General features: G+C 38.0%; 16 protein-coding genes and 1 riboswitch. Of the genes, 10 read left to right on the forward strand and 6 right to left on the reverse strand.

The features are described from left to right. Positions 1-87: 87 nt before the first annotated feature. From AC0VX1_RS03200 to AC0VX1_RS03210, 3 genes are all read right to left on the reverse strand, one after another. Positions 88-1,566, reverse strand: a complete 1,479-nt coding sequence (locus tag AC0VX1_RS03200; RefSeq protein ID WP_475469849.1) for a sodium:solute symporter family protein — start codon at positions 1,564-1,566, stop codon at positions 88-90. Next, positions 1,563-1,763, reverse strand: coding sequence for a DUF3311 domain-containing protein (locus AC0VX1_RS03205; RefSeq protein ID WP_048685209.1), 201 nt, complete (start codon positions 1,761-1,763; stop codon positions 1,563-1,565). The genes AC0VX1_RS03200 and AC0VX1_RS03205 overlap by 4 nt, the downstream gene beginning before the upstream one ends. 276 nt (positions 1,764-2,039) lie before the next feature. After that, positions 2,040-3,380 carry an amino acid permease gene (locus AC0VX1_RS03210; RefSeq protein ID WP_413021839.1) on the reverse strand — a complete coding sequence of 447 codons (1,341 nt, stop codon included), beginning with the start codon at positions 3,378-3,380 and terminating at the stop codon, positions 2,040-2,042. Positions 3,381-3,568: 188 nt separating this feature from the next. Further along, positions 3,569-3,647, reverse strand: a riboswitch (glycine riboswitch). A gap of 507 nt (positions 3,648-4,154) precedes the next feature. On the opposite strand from AC0VX1_RS03210, the gene AC0VX1_RS03215 reads away from it, so the two are divergent. After that, positions 4,155-5,543, forward strand: coding sequence for an amino acid permease (locus tag AC0VX1_RS03215; RefSeq protein WP_063577410.1), 1,389 nt, complete (start codon positions 4,155-4,157; stop codon positions 5,541-5,543). A gap of 443 nt (positions 5,544-5,986) precedes the next feature. Here AC0VX1_RS03215 and AC0VX1_RS03220 read toward each other — a convergent pair whose 3' ends face one another. After that, positions 5,987-6,772, reverse strand: coding sequence for a glucose-1-dehydrogenase (locus tag AC0VX1_RS03220; protein WP_106028103.1), 786 nt, complete (start codon positions 6,770-6,772; stop codon positions 5,987-5,989). Positions 6,773-6,790: 18 nt separating this feature from the next. Further along, entirely contained in the window at positions 6,791-7,642 is an 852-nt protein-coding gene (locus tag AC0VX1_RS03225) for a GRP family sugar transporter (RefSeq protein ID WP_063592162.1), read from the reverse strand. Positions 7,643-7,852: 210 nt separating this feature from the next. Here AC0VX1_RS03225 and AC0VX1_RS03230 point away from each other — a divergent pair, with 210 nt between their 5' ends. Next, positions 7,853-8,413, forward strand: a complete 561-nt coding sequence (locus tag AC0VX1_RS03230) for a thioredoxin family protein (RefSeq protein ID WP_063595196.1) — start codon at positions 7,853-7,855, stop codon at positions 8,411-8,413. A 185-nt stretch (positions 8,414-8,598) separates the two neighbouring features. Here AC0VX1_RS03230 and AC0VX1_RS03235 read toward each other — a convergent pair whose 3' ends face one another. Next, entirely contained in the window at positions 8,599-9,144 is a 546-nt protein-coding gene (locus tag AC0VX1_RS03235; RefSeq protein WP_034305549.1) for a helix-turn-helix domain-containing protein, read from the reverse strand. 403 nt (positions 9,145-9,547) lie between these two features. Here AC0VX1_RS03235 and AC0VX1_RS03240 point away from each other — a divergent pair, with 403 nt between their 5' ends. The 8 genes from AC0VX1_RS03240 (at position 9,548) to AC0VX1_RS03275 (ending at position 15,904) form a co-directional block, all read left to right on the forward strand. Beyond that, positions 9,548-9,787 (forward strand): PLD nuclease N-terminal domain-containing protein, encoded by a 240-nt coding sequence (locus AC0VX1_RS03240; RefSeq protein ID WP_034305547.1) that lies wholly within the window; start codon positions 9,548-9,550, stop codon positions 9,785-9,787. Further along, on the forward strand, positions 9,784-10,689 hold the full coding sequence (locus AC0VX1_RS03245; RefSeq protein WP_475469853.1) for an ABC transporter ATP-binding protein: 906 nt from the start codon (positions 9,784-9,786) through the stop codon (positions 10,687-10,689). The genes AC0VX1_RS03240 and AC0VX1_RS03245 overlap by 4 nt, the downstream gene beginning before the upstream one ends. After that, the gene (locus tag AC0VX1_RS03250; RefSeq protein ID WP_475469855.1) at positions 10,686-11,474 is read left to right on the forward strand and encodes an ABC transporter permease; all 789 of its coding nucleotides are present in this window, start codon (positions 10,686-10,688) and stop codon (positions 11,472-11,474) included. The genes AC0VX1_RS03245 and AC0VX1_RS03250 overlap by 4 nt, the downstream gene beginning before the upstream one ends. Before the next feature lie 49 nt (positions 11,475-11,523). Next, a complete protein-coding gene (locus tag AC0VX1_RS03255; RefSeq protein WP_170946889.1) occupies positions 11,524-12,240 on the forward strand; it encodes an ABC transporter ATP-binding protein in 717 nt (238 codons plus the stop codon). Then, positions 12,215-13,807 carry a hypothetical protein gene (locus tag AC0VX1_RS03260; protein ID WP_475469857.1) on the forward strand — a complete coding sequence of 531 codons (1,593 nt, stop codon included), beginning with the start codon at positions 12,215-12,217 and terminating at the stop codon, positions 13,805-13,807. The genes AC0VX1_RS03255 and AC0VX1_RS03260 overlap by 26 nt, the downstream gene beginning before the upstream one ends. Positions 13,808-13,895: 88 nt before the next feature. Continuing rightward, on the forward strand, positions 13,896-14,183 hold the full coding sequence (locus AC0VX1_RS03265) for a transposase (protein WP_034305533.1): 288 nt from the start codon (positions 13,896-13,898) through the stop codon (positions 14,181-14,183). Between the two features lie 360 nt (positions 14,184-14,543). After that, complete coding sequence (locus AC0VX1_RS03270) at positions 14,544-15,254, forward strand: 4'-phosphopantetheinyl transferase family protein (protein WP_475469859.1); 711 nt, start codon at positions 14,544-14,546, stop codon at positions 15,252-15,254. Next, entirely contained in the window at positions 15,245-15,904 is a 660-nt protein-coding gene (locus tag AC0VX1_RS03275) for a hypothetical protein (protein ID WP_475469860.1), read from the forward strand. The genes AC0VX1_RS03270 and AC0VX1_RS03275 overlap by 10 nt, the downstream gene beginning before the upstream one ends. The last annotated feature ends 4 nt before the right edge of the window (positions 15,905-15,908 follow it).

A 15,908-nucleotide genomic window follows, 5' to 3' on the forward strand; every position in this document is an offset into this window, starting at 1 on the left:
ATGCTTGGAAGCCGAGAATAAGAAAGGCTCAGTCTTTTGACTGAGCCTCCAATGTTTATTGATCCATAACCAGTTTCAAAATTTGCTTCATATATCGTTAACGGATTTAGGTTCCAACTGAACCGCGTGCTTTCTGAAAGCAATACTCACCGTGATCATCACAATGAAATTGACTGCCAATGCAATGATTCCCACATTCAAATCTTTTGCTGCTTGCGGCAAGGATGGAAACAAGGTCCCTATTGTCGATTGACTGAGTGTAATGCAGATTACGATGGCCAATCCGGTAATGATGCCGGCGATTGCGCCAAATTTATTGATCGGATTATTCCTTTTCAGACTAAAGAGAAGGGATGGGAAGAGCTGTGTGATGAGACTGTATCCCATAAGAATTAATGCCGACATCGTTTCGCCGCCGTTTAAGGTGAAGTAGACGGCTATAAGGGCAATGATTGGCACAAGGAACTTTGCCAATCGTACAATATGGCGATCGGATACGTTAGGTGCAAATTCCTTATAAACGTTTTTCGCGAGCAGTGTAGCGACGCTCATCAAAAGCATGGATCCCGGCACCAATGCGGTCAACAATCCAGCGCCGCCGATTATGCCTATAAACCATGGATCAAAGGTCTCGATCGAAAGGCGCAGCAATGAGAGGTCCGCATCTGCCCCAACGAGTCCGGGCACTTTCAATATAGCTGTAAACCCAACGAAAAAGACGAATAACAGCATGAGTGTATATAAAGGACTGATGATGGCGTTCTTTCGAAATACCTTGCCGCTGCGTGCTGAATAAACAGCGCTGAAAACTTGCGGCCACATATAGAAACCGAATACGAGCAATATTACCGTGGAGATGAACCATGATACGCTAAGCCCCTGATCAGGGAACTTTAGAAAACCAGGCTTGGCGGCATCAACCGCTTCAAACATCGGCTGAAATCCGCCAAAGTAATGTATCGGCAGATAAATCCCCAAAAATCCTATTATGGCGACCATCATGATATCTTTAATGACCGCGGTCCAAACTGAACCGTGTATACCGGAGATCATCACATAAATGGTAAGGCTGATCGCCCCCATCCAAACTGCCTCAGACATTGAGATGGCACCATAAGATGCTTCTGAGACAATGATCCCCAATCCTTTCAGCTGCACGACGATCACTGGGATCATCGACACCACACCGACAAGTGCAGCCAAAATTCCTAAACTGGGACTCTTATATTTGCTTACAAAGAAATCGGATTGAGACATCAGTTTATTTTCTTTGGCATATCTCCATATTTCCGGCAGGAGCCAATAGGATAATACGTAAGACAAAGTAATGTAAATTAGAACATATAGAGCGGGTGCGCCCTTGCCATAAGCCCAGCCGCTGCCGCCAAGGAAGGAGAAGGTCGTATAGATTTCCCCGGCCATCAGCAGAAAGACGAATATCGCACCAAAACCGCGTCCGCCCACCGTCCATTGTTCCAAGTCCATATCTTTTCCTTTTGAAGAGCGTATTCCTAAAAATATCGATAGAAGTAAAAATGCTAAAATGATTAAGAGAGCAATATTCATTCCTGGTCACCTTCCCGATTCCTGGGATCCAGCTTATACATGATGCCGAGTATGGCAGAGGTAAGGACCACCCACATAGCCATCCAGAACATATTGAAAGGCATCCCTAATACATATGGTTCTATTTTATTAACAAAAGGTAGAAATCCCAGTATGCCTATAAAAGGAACTAGTGTAAGAATATATATAATCTTCATTAAACAACCCCTCCGTTTTAAATAAAGTGAAACGCCCACCAATGGGGGTTTATTCTTCAATGCCACTGATGGATGGGTGAACCAAACCGGATGGAAAATTCATACATGACGGAAAAGGTCCGATAATATATACTAGCTTACACTATTTTGATATAAAATTTAATGCAGTTGCCTGATATATTTTAGCAAAAGTGTGCAGAAAGCCGAAGGCCTAATATGTTCATATGCAGATAAAGCCTTGAATTCATATTGAGTTTAAGGCTTTATTTCCTTTAGCTATCTTTTTTTTCGATAATTATATAGTATCACCAAGAGGATGAACCAGATTGGGGTCAAGAGCAGTGATAGCCGTGTAGCTTCAGCGAATAGCATAACAATAAGGATGAACAGGAATAAGCCTAAAATGACGTAATTGACAAAAGGTGTAAAAGGAGCCTTGAAAGTCGATTCGGCTCTTAGGTCAGGCCTTGTTTTCGAATATTTGATATGGGAGATCAAGATAATGCTCCATACCCATATGAAACAGATGGCACTGATGGTAGTCACGACAGTAAATGCCTGTTCCGGTATCAGCTTGCTTAATAATGCCCCTATTGATACAACGATTGTGGATGTGAATAAGGCATTGCCCGGGACAGCCTGTTTATTTAATTTTTCCAGTTTAGCAGGGGCTTCGCCATTCCTGCTTAACGTATAAAGTATTCGGCTCGTTGAAAATAAACCGCTGTTGCATGCAGAAGCAGCGGATGTCAAAACGACGAAGTTGATGATCCCTGCAGCGACTGGAATGCCGATTAACGCAAAGACCTCTACAAATGGACTGCTTGTGGCATCCAGTTGTGTCCATGGGTTGACGCAGAGAATGACGAATAGTGCACCAACGTAGAAAAGCAAAATCCGGACAGGGATTTTATTGATGGCAGATGGAATGTTCTTTCGCGGGTTCGCCGTTTCTGCTGCAGAAACCCCGACCAATTCGACACCGACAAATGAGAAGACGACCAACTGTAAAGATAACAGGAATCCGGAAATGCCATTGGGGAACATGCCGCCATGATTCCAAAGGTTCGTTAGGGAAACCGTTCCGGTATTGGTATTGAAGCCGATGATCAGAAGGAAAACTCCTACGATGATCAAGGCGATGATCGTGATTACTTTAATGATGGCAAACCAGAATTCCAATTCGCCAAAGATCTTAACGGTCAATAGGTTCAATCCTAACAGAATGACCAGACAAAGCAGAGCCGGAATCCATTGAGGGACATCAAACCAATATTGCATATAAACACCGACAGCTATGATATCGGCCATTGCGGTCATGATCCAACAAAACCAATATGTCCAACCGGTCACGAAGCCGGCCCATGGACCGACATATTCAGTTGCGAATTCAGTGAATGATGTGTACCCTGCATTGGATAAAAGCAATTCCCCCAGGGCCCTCATCACAAAAAACAAGGCAATCCCTATTATCATATAAGAGAATAATATGGAAGGACCTGCTAATTGTATGGCTTTTCCGGAACCTAAAAATAAACCGGTGCCAATGGTTCCTCCTATTGCAATCAGTTGTACATGTCGATTTTTTAAATCTCTTTTTAATTCTTGTTTAGCCAATTCGTACGCCCCCGTTTTTATAGTCTTGGTAGTGAATGTTTACCTGCATGGTCTTGGAGAGAGGGACGTGATTGTCGTCCAGCTTGCCTTTCCCATTTGTTGTTTTAGTCCAATCACAAAATGGACATTAAAAAAAGAGATTGGATAATACCAATCTCTTAAAGGGCTCAGAATAACAATATATCATTCGTTACTCTTCTGTCCTTTTGCCTGAGATTGTGAATCCTTCGGCGCTGCATCTTGTACAGTCTCTCCAGAAGCTGCTCCTGCTATAGTGTCATCCATAGCATTCATCGCTTGCTTGTATGCGGTTGTGAAGAAATGTCAGTCAGTGATAATTTTCCACTGCTTGATCATTTCATTATGCTTATAAAATAATATTGGAATTCTATCATCTATTTTTCGGTAGGTCAACAAATTTTTTGAAATGAAACAGGCATTATCTGTAGTTTAATAGTGGTCTGAATTTAACTTAAGGTCTAAGCAGAAGTGATTGTTTTCTACTCATTATGAACGATCACTATAATAAAATACTGAACATCATTTTTTTAAAATGATATTTTCTGATTAGAAAAATCAACAAGATATTATTGGCAACTGTTTATTTCAAAAATACAATTGTATTTTTACAGAATATTTACTATTATAAGATAAGAAAACATAAATGAAGTGTTATTGGTATTTTTTCGATAGAGCATTTCTAACTGCAATAATTAATAAGTTCATGGTAAGGATAGAAAAGCATTACCGATATTGCATCTGGAGGAGTTAATCATGTCGAACAAGGAATTAAAGAGAGGGCTGGAAGCACGTCACATTCAAATGATAGCTTTGGGCGGAACCATCGGAGTCGGGTTATTCATGGGATCTGCGAGCACGATCAAATGGACCGGGCCCTCTGTAATGCTTGCTTATGCCATTGCAGGTATTTTTATATTTTTCATCATGCGTTCCATGGGTGAGATGCTTTATTTAGAACCGACTACAGGTTCTTTTGCAACCTTTGCGAGTAGCTATATACATCCTTTGGCAGGTTATATGACTGCTTGGAGCAATTGGTTTCAATGGGTAATCGTCGGAATGTCCGAAATCATTGCGGTTGGCTTGTATATGCAATATTGGTTCCCGGAGTTACCGGCCTGGATACCAGGTGTGGTCGCCATGATCATCTTGGGAGCGGCCAACCTCATTTCCGTTAAATCATTCGGGGAATTTGAATTCTGGTTTGCACTTATAAAAATCATAACGATTATATTGATGATCGTTGCCGGCCTGGGCCTTATCTTCTTTGGAATAGGCAATGGCGGGGATGCGATTGGATTATCGAATCTTTGGGAAAATGGCGGCTTCTTTACGGGAGGCTGGACAGGATTCTTCTTTGCGCTTTCACTTGTCGTGGCTTCCTATCAAGGCGTTGAGCTTATCGGCATCACAGCAGGGGAAGCGAAAGACCCAACGAAGACCGTAACAAAAGCGATTCAATCAATTATATGGCGCATTTTAATTTTCTACATTGGTGCCATTTTCGTCATCGTGACAGTATTCCCTTGGGATCAACTGGATGACTTAGGCAGTCCGTTTGTTTCGACCTTTGCCAAAATAGGTATCACTGCAGCGGCAGGCATCATTAATTTTGTGGTCATCACTGCGGCGATGTCTGGATGCAACAGTGGGATTTTCAGTGCAGGTCGTATGCTTTACACACTGGCATTGAATGGCCAAGCTCCGAAAGTCTTTGCTAAAGTATCTAAAAATGGAGTTCCGGCATATTGCACGATCGCTGTACTATTAGGGTTGGGCATCGGGGTTATCCTGAATTACCTTGCACCGCCGCAAGTATTCCTTTATGTGTACAGTGCGAGTGTTTTGCCTGGGATGATTCCATGGTTTGTCTTACTTATCAGTGAGCTTAAGTTCAGAAAGGTAAATGCCGCTGAAATGGAGAAACATCCGTTCAAAATGCCGTTGGCCCCTTACAGTAACTATGCGACAATAGCCTTTTTACTGATGGTGCTGGTAGGTATGTGGATCAATCCTAGTACAAGGATTTCCTTGGTTGTCGGAATCGTTTTCCTAGCCTTGGTAATAGCAAGTTATTACATGCTGAAAATGGATAAACGAACACCATTGGATGTTAAATCCGATGATGAGATTTCAGGATAAGAAATTCTAGTAAAAAGCCCTTCTCTAATTCGAGAAGGGCCTTTTTTTCCTTGTAGATCAATTGTGGAATTCACGAGTAAAACGGCGAAACTCACGAGTAAAGTCGTTGAATTCACGAGTAAAACAGCGGAATTCACGAGTAAAGTCGTCGAATTCACGAGTAAAATAGCGAAATTCACGAGAAGTTGTTGAATTCACGAGTAAAACGGCGAAACTCACGAGTGTAGCTAATTTGACCTCGTAACAAGGGAGGGACAGCAAGGGGAATGATTAGGATTTGTTGGTTCCAATGCAGAAATCGCAAATAGGACAACCAATCCGAGTAAAAAGACCGCAAGTAAAGGAAGTATTATTTTTCTTCAGCTTGTACAACATCCTTGTCCAGGGGCATGAAAAGAACCACCCCATGTTTGTGATGGAGTGGTTCTTTTCATACGTTAAGTTCAGCCTTTTCCTGCTTGGAAACCTGGATATTTGGTCATTCCGCCATCAGCATATAAGGTCAAGCCCGTTACATAGCTCGATTCAGCGGAAGCGAGCCAAGCGGCACAAGCGGCAATTTGTTCCGGTTTTCCGATGTATCCCATCGGTATCAGGTTGATGACTTCTTGTTTAGCTTTCGGGTCATCGAATTTTTCGGCATTGATGGGTGTGTCGATTGCACCAGGTGAAATATTATTAATGCGAATCCCTTTAGGAGCATATTCAAGTGCAAGGGTTTCTGTCATCATCTTGACTCCGCCCTTACTTGCTGCATAGTGGACAAAATGAGGCCAAGGTATCCGGTCATGAACGGAAGACATATTAATGATATTGCCCTTAATGCCATGATCGAGCATATAACTGATTGCTTCCCTGCTTGCCAGGAACATCCCCGTTAGATTTACATCGATGACTTTCTGCCAATCTTCAAGAGTCAATTTTTCGCTGGGCACTTCATTTTCAATACCAGCATTGTTGATCATGATGTCGATTGTACCAAAGGTGTCCACAGCGAAAGAAAGCAATTTCTTCACATCAGCTTCCTTTGAAACGTCACCTTGAATGGCTGCGGCTTTCCCGCCTGCAGCTTCAATCGTTTTGATGATTTCCTTATGGTCTCCATTTTCAGTGTGATAATTTAATACGACATGTGCTTTTTCTTTACCGAACCTTTCGGCCATGGCTTTTCCTAATCCTTTTGCCGCGCCAGTGATCACGACGACTTTTTTCTCTAAATCTTCATACATCGTTCAGCTCTCCTTTGACTATTCTTTTGTAAAGCCAATCATGATTCCGCCAGCAATTACGAGTACACACCCGATGATGACAAAGGCCATTTGCTTTTTGGATTTTTTCTCTCCTAAAAGAAAGATGCCGCCTAAAGTGGAAATGACGATTCCCATTTGGGAAAATGAGAATGCGATGGCCACGCCCACTTTGGGATTAGCGAGCAGGAGACCGATATTGCCGACAGCCCACATCATTCCGGTAAGGATATTCCGTCCGGCATACTTATTAAACGGTTTATGTTTGATGGAAAGGAGCAAGGCAGCCAGGAACATGCCAATTGCTTGCGGCAGGATCGCCGACCATCCGTCAACCTCATTCCATCTGACGACGATGACATATGTAACATAACCCACCGTAGAAATGGCAAGGTAAAAAACCCCTTTTTTCATGCTTCCTTCTTTTTTGTTATCACCATCGCCATAGCTTGTCAGCAAGACACCTGTAATCAAACAGATGATTGCAACAATGCCGATGATGATTGTCATCTTGTCATTCCATTCCCTGAAAATGATGACCGCAAAAAATGTATTTCCTAGAATTTGCAGTCCTGTTGAGATTGGAACGGTTTTCGATACCCCGATTTCCTTGACGCTATTGAATTGAAATAACTGCCCGAATGCCCAGCCTATCCCGGAAATGATGCCGACAATCCACACTAGACTGCTCCATTCCGGCGGATTGATGAAAGACATCATGATGGCGAACAGTAATGAACCGATTGTAATGCCAAGTGTTTGATTATAAGAGTTGCCTCCGAGTTTTTCGGAAACAAGCACTAAGCTGCCCCATGTCAATGCAGGGAGTAGCGCAAAGAGAAAGCCTTCCACAAAATTTCATCTCCTAAACTAGAAAACAATGTTTTTATCAATATAAAATAGTTAGTAAGCTATTGAATGTATGTATAGTTTTCCCTTTACACGGGAAAGAAAACATGGATTTAATTTACCAATTTGTCATTTTATTTTTCGGGATGGAAACAATGAAATAATAAGTGGTTTATGGTACTTTTAATTTAAAGAATAGTTAGGAGAAATACGATGACGACACTGAATGAATGGTTTGAAAAGGGGATTCCTGCTCAAGAATTTGTATCTTCGATGAAAGTACATAAAGAAAACTTACAATCGATCCAGCAAGGTTTTTCCACTTCTGCAGAGGACCAAGACTTTTTTGATGCATTAAAGAAGAAGGAACTTCGAGTTATTGTCATTACTGAAGACTGGTGCGGGGACGCGATGATGAATATTCCTATTCTGCTGAATATATCTGAAGCGGCAAATATCGAAACTCGCATGATTTTACGAGATCAAAATCTTGAACTGATGGATCAATATTTAACGAATGGAACAGCGCGTTCGATTCCCATTTTTATATTCATTGATAAGGATGGTGAAGAAAAAGCTGTTTGGGGACCTCGTGCACCAAAGGTACAAGAGTTCGTAATGGAGTTAAGGTCTGACCTGCCTGCCAAGGATGATGAACGTTTCGAGGCAGAGCAAAAAGCAGTTATTAAAAAGATAACTGCGGCTTTTGCTGAAGAAAAACACCTGTGGGACGAAGTATACAGCAGTATCAAGGAAACATTGGGGAGTTGCTGATTGCGGGTGCCTCACTTTTAGTCATGTCCCATAACGGGTGGTAAGCCATTATGGAATTTATTGGGCTGTTTCAAAACATGGACTGCAACCTGACTGGTTGGTGAATATATAGATATGTTTCCTAACGGTTTTTTCTATAATATTCGTTTTTGAGTCCAAGGTTTTGGAACAGCCTTTTCATTTTTTTATGATTCTGGAATAATTGTAACGCCGATTGTTCGAATAGGAGAGTCTTGTTTGGCACTTTGATTCGTTGCTTTGTAGTATTTTAACATTAAATCGTTCAATTCATTTTGGAAGTTAAGGAAGCTTTCATCATCAAGCTTTAGTTCTAAAAGGGAAAAGGTTGAACCATCTTCTGCGCAGTCTCTTTCTTCCAATTTAGTAAGATAGTTTTGATATTGGGTCATAAGGGATAATTGATAATAAGAAAAATAGTTCACCTTTTTTTCATTAGAGGATTTTTTCCATTCTTCCCCGCTAAGTCGTGCTTCTTCTTCATTTAAAACGTAGTATTTTTCGGAAACGGATCTCACTTTTTTCTCTTTTACTATGCGAATGACCCCTGAATCCAAAAGGACCTGTATATGTCTATATAATGTTGCTTGGGGTACATCTTTAATGATTTTTAACATTTCTAATGGTGTTAAACCATTTTCCCTATTTCTCATTAAAGCTTGGGTAATCTTTATTCTTACTGGGTGCATTAAAATTTCAGCTTTATTAATCATCTTATTCTCCTCACATTGGAAATTATAACTGGATAATTTTTAGTGAACTTTCCTGTTGGTCATGAATAATACGTTTAATTCTTCATATATTGTAATGTTTGAATCATTGTCATTTACATGAAAATGACACGGTTCGAAAAATAATAGTACCGAAATATTTTTTCTAAGTAAATAATAAGTATTTTTTAATTATTTTAATTTTTAAAAAAATGTCTACATTTAATGAAAATTAATAAATATCGCTATATTTTTATTATTATTCATTATGATAATATTATCATTATAAATAACAATAAAAACTAAAACAATATTTTGTTAAGAAAAAATAGGTGCAAAATTCCAAATTAGATGTTATCATTATCGATAATGATAATAATATTTCGTTACCAAAGGAGTGGTATATATGGAATTGCATTATGGATGGAACGAATTGAAAGATATTGATTTCATGTCTATTCTGCCGATCATTTTACCGGTAATTGCAATTGGAATGATTTTAGTGCTTATAGCATTAATTGATTTATACAGAAATCGAAAGACGAGGAAAAATGTTTTATTGTGGACACTCATCATTATTTTTGCAAATACTATCGGTCCAATTCTGTACTTCGTTATCGGTAGAAAGGACAGTGAAAGAATATGAAATTAGAAATTAAAAATGTTACAAAAAAATTCAAAGAAAAAACAGCGGTCGATAATTTTTCAATGGAATTGCAATCAGGGGAATGTGTTGGATTGATTGGGCCAAATGGGGCTGGTAAATCGACACTGATAAAAGTGATTGCAGATATTATAGATCCAAGTACGGGAGAAGTATTGCTTGATGGTAAGAAAATTTCAAAAATGAAAAAGGAAATAGGCTACTTACCACAATACCCTAACTTCTTTCAATGGATGACAGCCAAAGAAACCCTTACTTTCATGGGGCAGCTTTCGGGTATCAAGAGGGAAGAATTATTAAACGGCATCCCAGAGATATTGTCGAAAGTTGGGTTGAGCGGGGAAGAGAATTCAAAGGTGCGGACTTTTTCGGGCGGAATGAAACAAAGGCTTGGTATTGCACAGGCGCTGTTACATAAACCGGCATTGATTGTCATGGATGAACCGGTTTCGGCATTAGATCCCATCGGCCGGAGAGAAGTGTTGAATATCATAAAAGAGATAAAGAAAGATACGACAATTTTATTATCGACGCATATATTAAGCGATGCAGAAGAAATATGTGAGAGGTTTGTCATTATAAAAAGCGGTAAAAAAATTGAGGACACAACGATGTCAGAATTATTGAACAGGAATAGCGGAAATAAAATCAATGTCGACATAACCTCTAAAAGTCAAAAATGGATTGAAAACGTTAAAAGCTTGAATTTCGTCAAAGGTGTAGAGGTAATGGGGAACAAATTGAAGATAGAAGTGGAAGATATTGAGTCAAACAAGAATATGTTACTGGCGAATGCTTTGGAGCATAATGTTGATCTTGTCAGGTTCGAAATAGATAACGATACATTGGAAGAGATATTCTTAAAATTGGTGGTGGAAAAATGAATAACTTTGCCGTTTTAGCTAAAAAGGAATTTATTCAGATGGTACGTGAATTTAAAGTGATTTGGCTGCCGCTCGTATTTATATTTTTAGGAATAACTCAACCAGTTGTAAGCTATTATTTACCTTCAATATTAGAGGCACTGGGCGGGGGCCAAGGGATCACCATTGATCCAAGCATGGCTGCCCAAAAAGGCGGCGAAGTTCTTGCCAGTACTTTAGGGTCTCAATTTGATCAGTTAGGGGTCATGATCATCATCGTTTCCATGATGGGAGTCGTTCAATCCGATAAAGCAAATGGGATGCTTGCTTTCATACTTACAAGGCCTGTGACGGTTGGATCTTATATAAGCGGGAAAATCATTTCCAATTACCTGTTTGTTGCCTGCAGTGTGGCATCGGGATATTTGGTTTCATATCTTTATGTAGTTTTTTTGTTTACGAGTGTTGATTTTGGGGATTTAATAGTGGCTTTACTGTTCTATCTGCTGTGGATCCTATTCATCGTTTCATTCACGACGATGATCAGTACCATTTTTAATAGCCAGGGTATCATTGCATTAATTTCGATAGTATTTCTCCTCGGCTGCAGAATCATAGTTGGATTAAGTCCGGTAATAGACAATGTGAATCCGGCAAGCATGAGTAAGCATGCCATGGAAGTACTGATTTTAGGCACAGTCAATTCACAAGCGGTTTGGGGTGCATTAGCTGCACTTGGATGGACGGCAGTAACGATATTGATAACGAACATATGGATTTCTAAAAAGAAATTCAATAATGAATAAGTTGAGGATGGAAATGTGTTAATCATGAAGTGATGGGAGGATGATAACTTTGTTAAGCATCACAGATTTGGAGAAAAGCTACTCGGCCAAGAAGATTTTGAATGGTGTAAATCTAGAAATCAAAAAAGGGGAAACCTTAGGTTTTATAGGAGCAAATGGTGCAGGGAAAACCACGACGCTGAACATCATTACAGGCATTTTAGATTCAGAAAATGGAAAGGTTGAAATAAATGGCCTGACCAAAGAAGACGGCATAGAATATAAAAAACAATTTTTCTTCATTCCTGATACTATCAATGTGTTTAACAATGTTTCGGGATTTGATTGGATTCGTTTCTTGATGAACCTATATGGAAATGATGATAAAGAACGGTTGGGGAAATATATCAATCGGTTTGGGATGCAGGAGTCCATTAAAAAGCCAATGGGAAGTTATTCTTATGGAATGATGCATAAGATATCCCTGATAGCGGCTTTTACCATTAATCCCCCGATCATCATTATGGATGAACCATTGAACGGATTAGATCCAAACGCTGTTTTAGTTTTTAAGGGGTTAATCAAACAATATGTTGAAATGGGCGGTACAGTGTTTTTCTCGACGCATCTGCTGGATGTGGCAGAGAAAATTTGTAATACAGTGGCTATTTTAAAAGAGGGAAAAATCATCCTGCATGATGAGATACAAAATATAATAGGTGAAAGTTCATTAGAATCTACCTTTATGGAGGCTCAGGTATATGAAGGAAAAACTTCAGTTAACTAGATTTTTCGTTTCTTCCTTCTATAAAATGCCCAAGCAGACAATGTTGCAGGCTGTCCTGATAATAGCCGTTTTTTATATGTTTTTGCAGCTGACTGTCGTTAACGCCTTTGTTTATTTTCTTGGAGATACCCAGGTCTTCCTGTTTTATAATTTAACGATTTCCAGCATTCTGGTCTTTGCGTTGGTTTGCTATTTGTCCACATCACAAATATTTTCTTATGATGAATTTAAAGTATTGGCACCTCTGCCACTCACCTATAAGGAAATATCAAGGGCCAAAGTGTTAAGTAGCTTATGGATCCCGATCATCTTATCAATGATGATCCAAGTGCCAACATTAGGCTTCTTGATAGTCGATCTAAAGTTTATCGAAGCGATTAAATTAATCACGTTTTTACCAATTGTCAATGGTTTAACGGCCTTGTTCCTGCTTTTTATCCTATCGTGCATGAATAGGCATTATTATAGATTCAAAAGTAAAGTAGCATACTTAATGGTTAACATTGCTATCATCCTAACGCTTATGATTATTTCCATTGTATATTTTGCAGGAAAATCATCAGTTGCCATTTCAAAGGTCATCTCGGAAATAGATTTGAATTCTTTTGAAGGGCTAAAAAACTCGTTGGAATTGTTGATGAGACATATATTTGAAACCGCAAATATGATTCCAGTGATCAAATGGATATTGGATGCTTTTGTATCAAATGAAATAACCGTTCAATTTTTCATTATTTATATTTCGATAATGGTAATAGGTTTCCTTTTGTATTCAATGATTATAGAGAACATTTCTGTTCATTACTTTAAAAATGGGATATTGGGAAACAACAAAACGAATATGAAAAACTCAAAGGTTAATATATCAAAAAATCAATGGAGTAACTATTTACAAAGAGAGATATGGATCATTAAGTCTGAAGCATATTTTAAGATGCAAATCGCTTTAGGTCTTCTTTTGCCTCCGATCTTTTCACTTGTCATGTTATTGCTGATTCAGAATGAAGTATTCCCGAATAATTTGAATATAACGAAAGAGGGAGTCTTCGATAAATACTTTTCCTATTCGGTCCTTTTCTTATGTTGTATAAATAATATAAGCGGAACCCCATATTCAAGAGAAGGTAAATACCATTATTTACTGAAAAGCGTACCGTTTGATGAAAAATATGTTTATTTTTCTAAAGTGATATTTTCATCAATCATCAGTATTATAGCCGTGGTGATCAGCTTTTTGATATTTGCCCTATTTGGCTATTGGGAAATGGAAAATGCAGTCATGTTATTAATCACTTCTTGTTTAGTGGTTTGCTATAATCTTCTAACACCATTATATGATATGAAAAATCCTAGTATTGAATGGGAGAACCCATCTGCTGCAATTAAATCCAACCCCAATGTATTAATAAGCCTGCTTTATGGATTGCCATTATTGATCTTGGTAACAGCGATTCATTTTGGCTTGGTTTGGTTCAGTGTCCAACCCCTGATTGGAGCGCTAATGATTTTAGTGATCGCAATAGCGATCAATTCCATATTGATTAATAGATTGAAATTAAATTTATGAAAGTCTTTATATTAGAAAAACATTTTCGTTTGATAAAGGAAGTACAGAAAATCGGCACTAAATAAATTTAAAAAAGGAGTGTCTTATTATGGGGAAGCACCATGATAAAGATTTTAAAATTTATGCTGCGCGATTAGTATTGGAAGAAGGCAGAAAGCCTAGAGAATTGGCCGAAGAACTTAATATATCCATACCTACATTAAGAAATTGGATCAATATCTATAAAGAAACAAATGAAGTTGGCTCGGCGGACTCCAGTAATGGTTTTTCAGGGCTCAGTATGAAAGAGGAAAAGGATAAAATAATTAAAGATCTACAAGAAGAGAATGAGATATTAAAAAAGGCCATGCACATTTTCATTAAACAACCAAAATGATTGAACAGTATTAAAGCCATATTTTATTTTTCACAAATTATAGTGAAAAATAAAATATGGCTTTTTTAATTAGAAAATTTCAAGTTGATTTTTTCATTCTAAATTTAACACGATAAGTCCTATGAAAATACTACTAAAGTAGAAAAATAATGAAAAATGGTAAAGTTATTATGTAATGTAGATAATTTACAAATTTTTAATGGACTCGGCAAAATTGTTGTGATAAAGTGTTATCGATAATGATAATAGGTAATATTTAACCCAGAAAATGAAATAATTGTTTAAAAAAAGAAATTTTAGAGGAAAAAAATGGAGAAAAAATACGGGATTTCTAGAAAAAAGAGGGGGGGGAAATTATAAATGATTGAATACTTTATGAATAAGGAAAAAATTTATAAATCTTATATCAAGTATTATGAAGCGGATTCAGTCAATTTGGACTATATTGATGATATTTTTAACGAAAAAGAATGGAATTATTTAAATTTGCAAAATGGTCCCAAAAGATCCATTGAAGCAAAGAAAAGTTTGTACTTTGGAAAAAAAGCAATTATGGATTTTTTTGGTATTGGTTTGGATGAAATAAAGAATGTATCCCTGTTGAAAGGAGTCTTTGGACAGCCGGTCATTGTTACAAGCTTGTTCTTTTTAATGAACATAGGTATATCCATCACACATACGGATAAAACATTCGGAATATTGCTTTTTGATCAACTGCATCCAATGGGAATCGATATTGAGACTAAAACGAAATCCGATTCTGAATTTTTAGAAACCTACTTAACGGAATCCGAGAAAAAAATGATCAAGGAAAGCGATGGTGTTTTAAGTAAAGAAGTTTTCTTTAGTGCAAAAGAAAGTCTATCAAAGATACTAAAAACAGGATTGACCTCTCCACTTGAAATCTATGAAATTTCCAAGGTTGACATGGATCATGATAACATCTCACTTTTCTATAAAAATTTCACCCAATATAAATCAACGGTTGTACTCGTGAATGATGAAATAAGAAGTGTTACCTTTCCGATAAATTCTACGAAAATAATTGAGGGGGAATACCAATGGAATTAAAAATGGCAGCAAATGCTGAATTAAAAAACAAAAACAAATTAGTACAATATCTTTTTAAAAAAGAGGATAGAGTTCACAAGTTAATCATTTCGTTATTGATACTTAGTTTAATAGCAGGTATCGAAACGACGCTTTTGTTATATTCTGCAGATCAAAAAGGGATGAACGTATTAAATGGCATGTCCATTTCAGAGATCGGAGCCCTTAGTTTTGCCATTAACACAATTGTAATGGGAGCTCTTGGATTATTGGTTACATTCATCATTCAAATATTAATTGTGTGCCTATTATTTTTAGTTTTAAAAGAAAGACCGGTAAATATAAAAGGGGTTTGCCAAGCTGTCATAAATGCAGGGGTATGCATCGTGATTGGATCCGGAGTTAATGCGATCATCGCATTATTGGTTAAGAGCAAGGAAACGACATTCACTAGTTTATCCTTACTGGTGCATGATAAAAGCTCCATCCTTCACACATTCATGGCTGAGTTTGAGTTGTTTTACATTGTCAGTTTAATTCTATTCAGCTATAGTCTGGAAAAATTGGCGCTCATTAAGAGAAGAAATGCATGGGTCATAACGATTGTAATCGCTTTGGTTTCTTTGGTTTTTCATATGTTGACAGTTGCATCAGGCACATATTTAAAATAATGGG

The organism is Peribacillus sp. QJM3NY_7 (assembly GCF_056173225.1).

Excerpts from the sequence above, each read along its gene's own strand:
- AC0VX1_RS03200 (WP_475469849.1), bottom strand. The coding sequence starts at position 1,566 with ATGAATATTGCTCTCTTAATCATTTTAGCATTTTTACTTCTATCGATA.
- AC0VX1_RS03205 (WP_048685209.1), bottom strand. The coding sequence starts at position 1,763 with ATGAAGATTATATATATTCTTACACTAGTTCCTTTTATAGGCATACTG.
- AC0VX1_RS03215 (WP_063577410.1), top strand. The coding sequence starts at position 4,155 with ATGTCGAACAAGGAATTAAAGAGAGGGCTGGAAGCACGTCACATTCAA.
- AC0VX1_RS03220 (WP_106028103.1), bottom strand. The coding sequence starts at position 6,772 with ATGTATGAAGATTTAGAGAAAAAAGTCGTCGTGATCACTGGCGCGGCA.
- AC0VX1_RS03230 (WP_063595196.1), top strand. The coding sequence starts at position 7,853 with ATGACGACACTGAATGAATGGTTTGAAAAGGGGATTCCTGCTCAAGAA.
- AC0VX1_RS03235 (WP_034305549.1), bottom strand. The coding sequence starts at position 9,144 with ATGATTAATAAAGCTGAAATTTTAATGCACCCAGTAAGAATAAAGATT.
- AC0VX1_RS03240 (WP_034305547.1), top strand. The coding sequence starts at position 9,548 with ATGGAATTGCATTATGGATGGAACGAATTGAAAGATATTGATTTCATG.
- AC0VX1_RS03245 (WP_475469853.1), top strand. The coding sequence starts at position 9,784 with ATGAAATTAGAAATTAAAAATGTTACAAAAAAATTCAAAGAAAAAACA.
- AC0VX1_RS03250 (WP_475469855.1), top strand. The coding sequence starts at position 10,686 with ATGAATAACTTTGCCGTTTTAGCTAAAAAGGAATTTATTCAGATGGTA.
- AC0VX1_RS03260 (WP_475469857.1), top strand. The coding sequence starts at position 12,215 with ATGAAGGAAAAACTTCAGTTAACTAGATTTTTCGTTTCTTCCTTCTAT.
- AC0VX1_RS03265 (WP_034305533.1), top strand. The coding sequence starts at position 13,896 with ATGGGGAAGCACCATGATAAAGATTTTAAAATTTATGCTGCGCGATTA.
- AC0VX1_RS03270 (WP_475469859.1), top strand. The coding sequence starts at position 14,544 with ATGATTGAATACTTTATGAATAAGGAAAAAATTTATAAATCTTATATC.
- AC0VX1_RS03275 (WP_475469860.1), top strand. The coding sequence starts at position 15,245 with ATGGAATTAAAAATGGCAGCAAATGCTGAATTAAAAAACAAAAACAAA.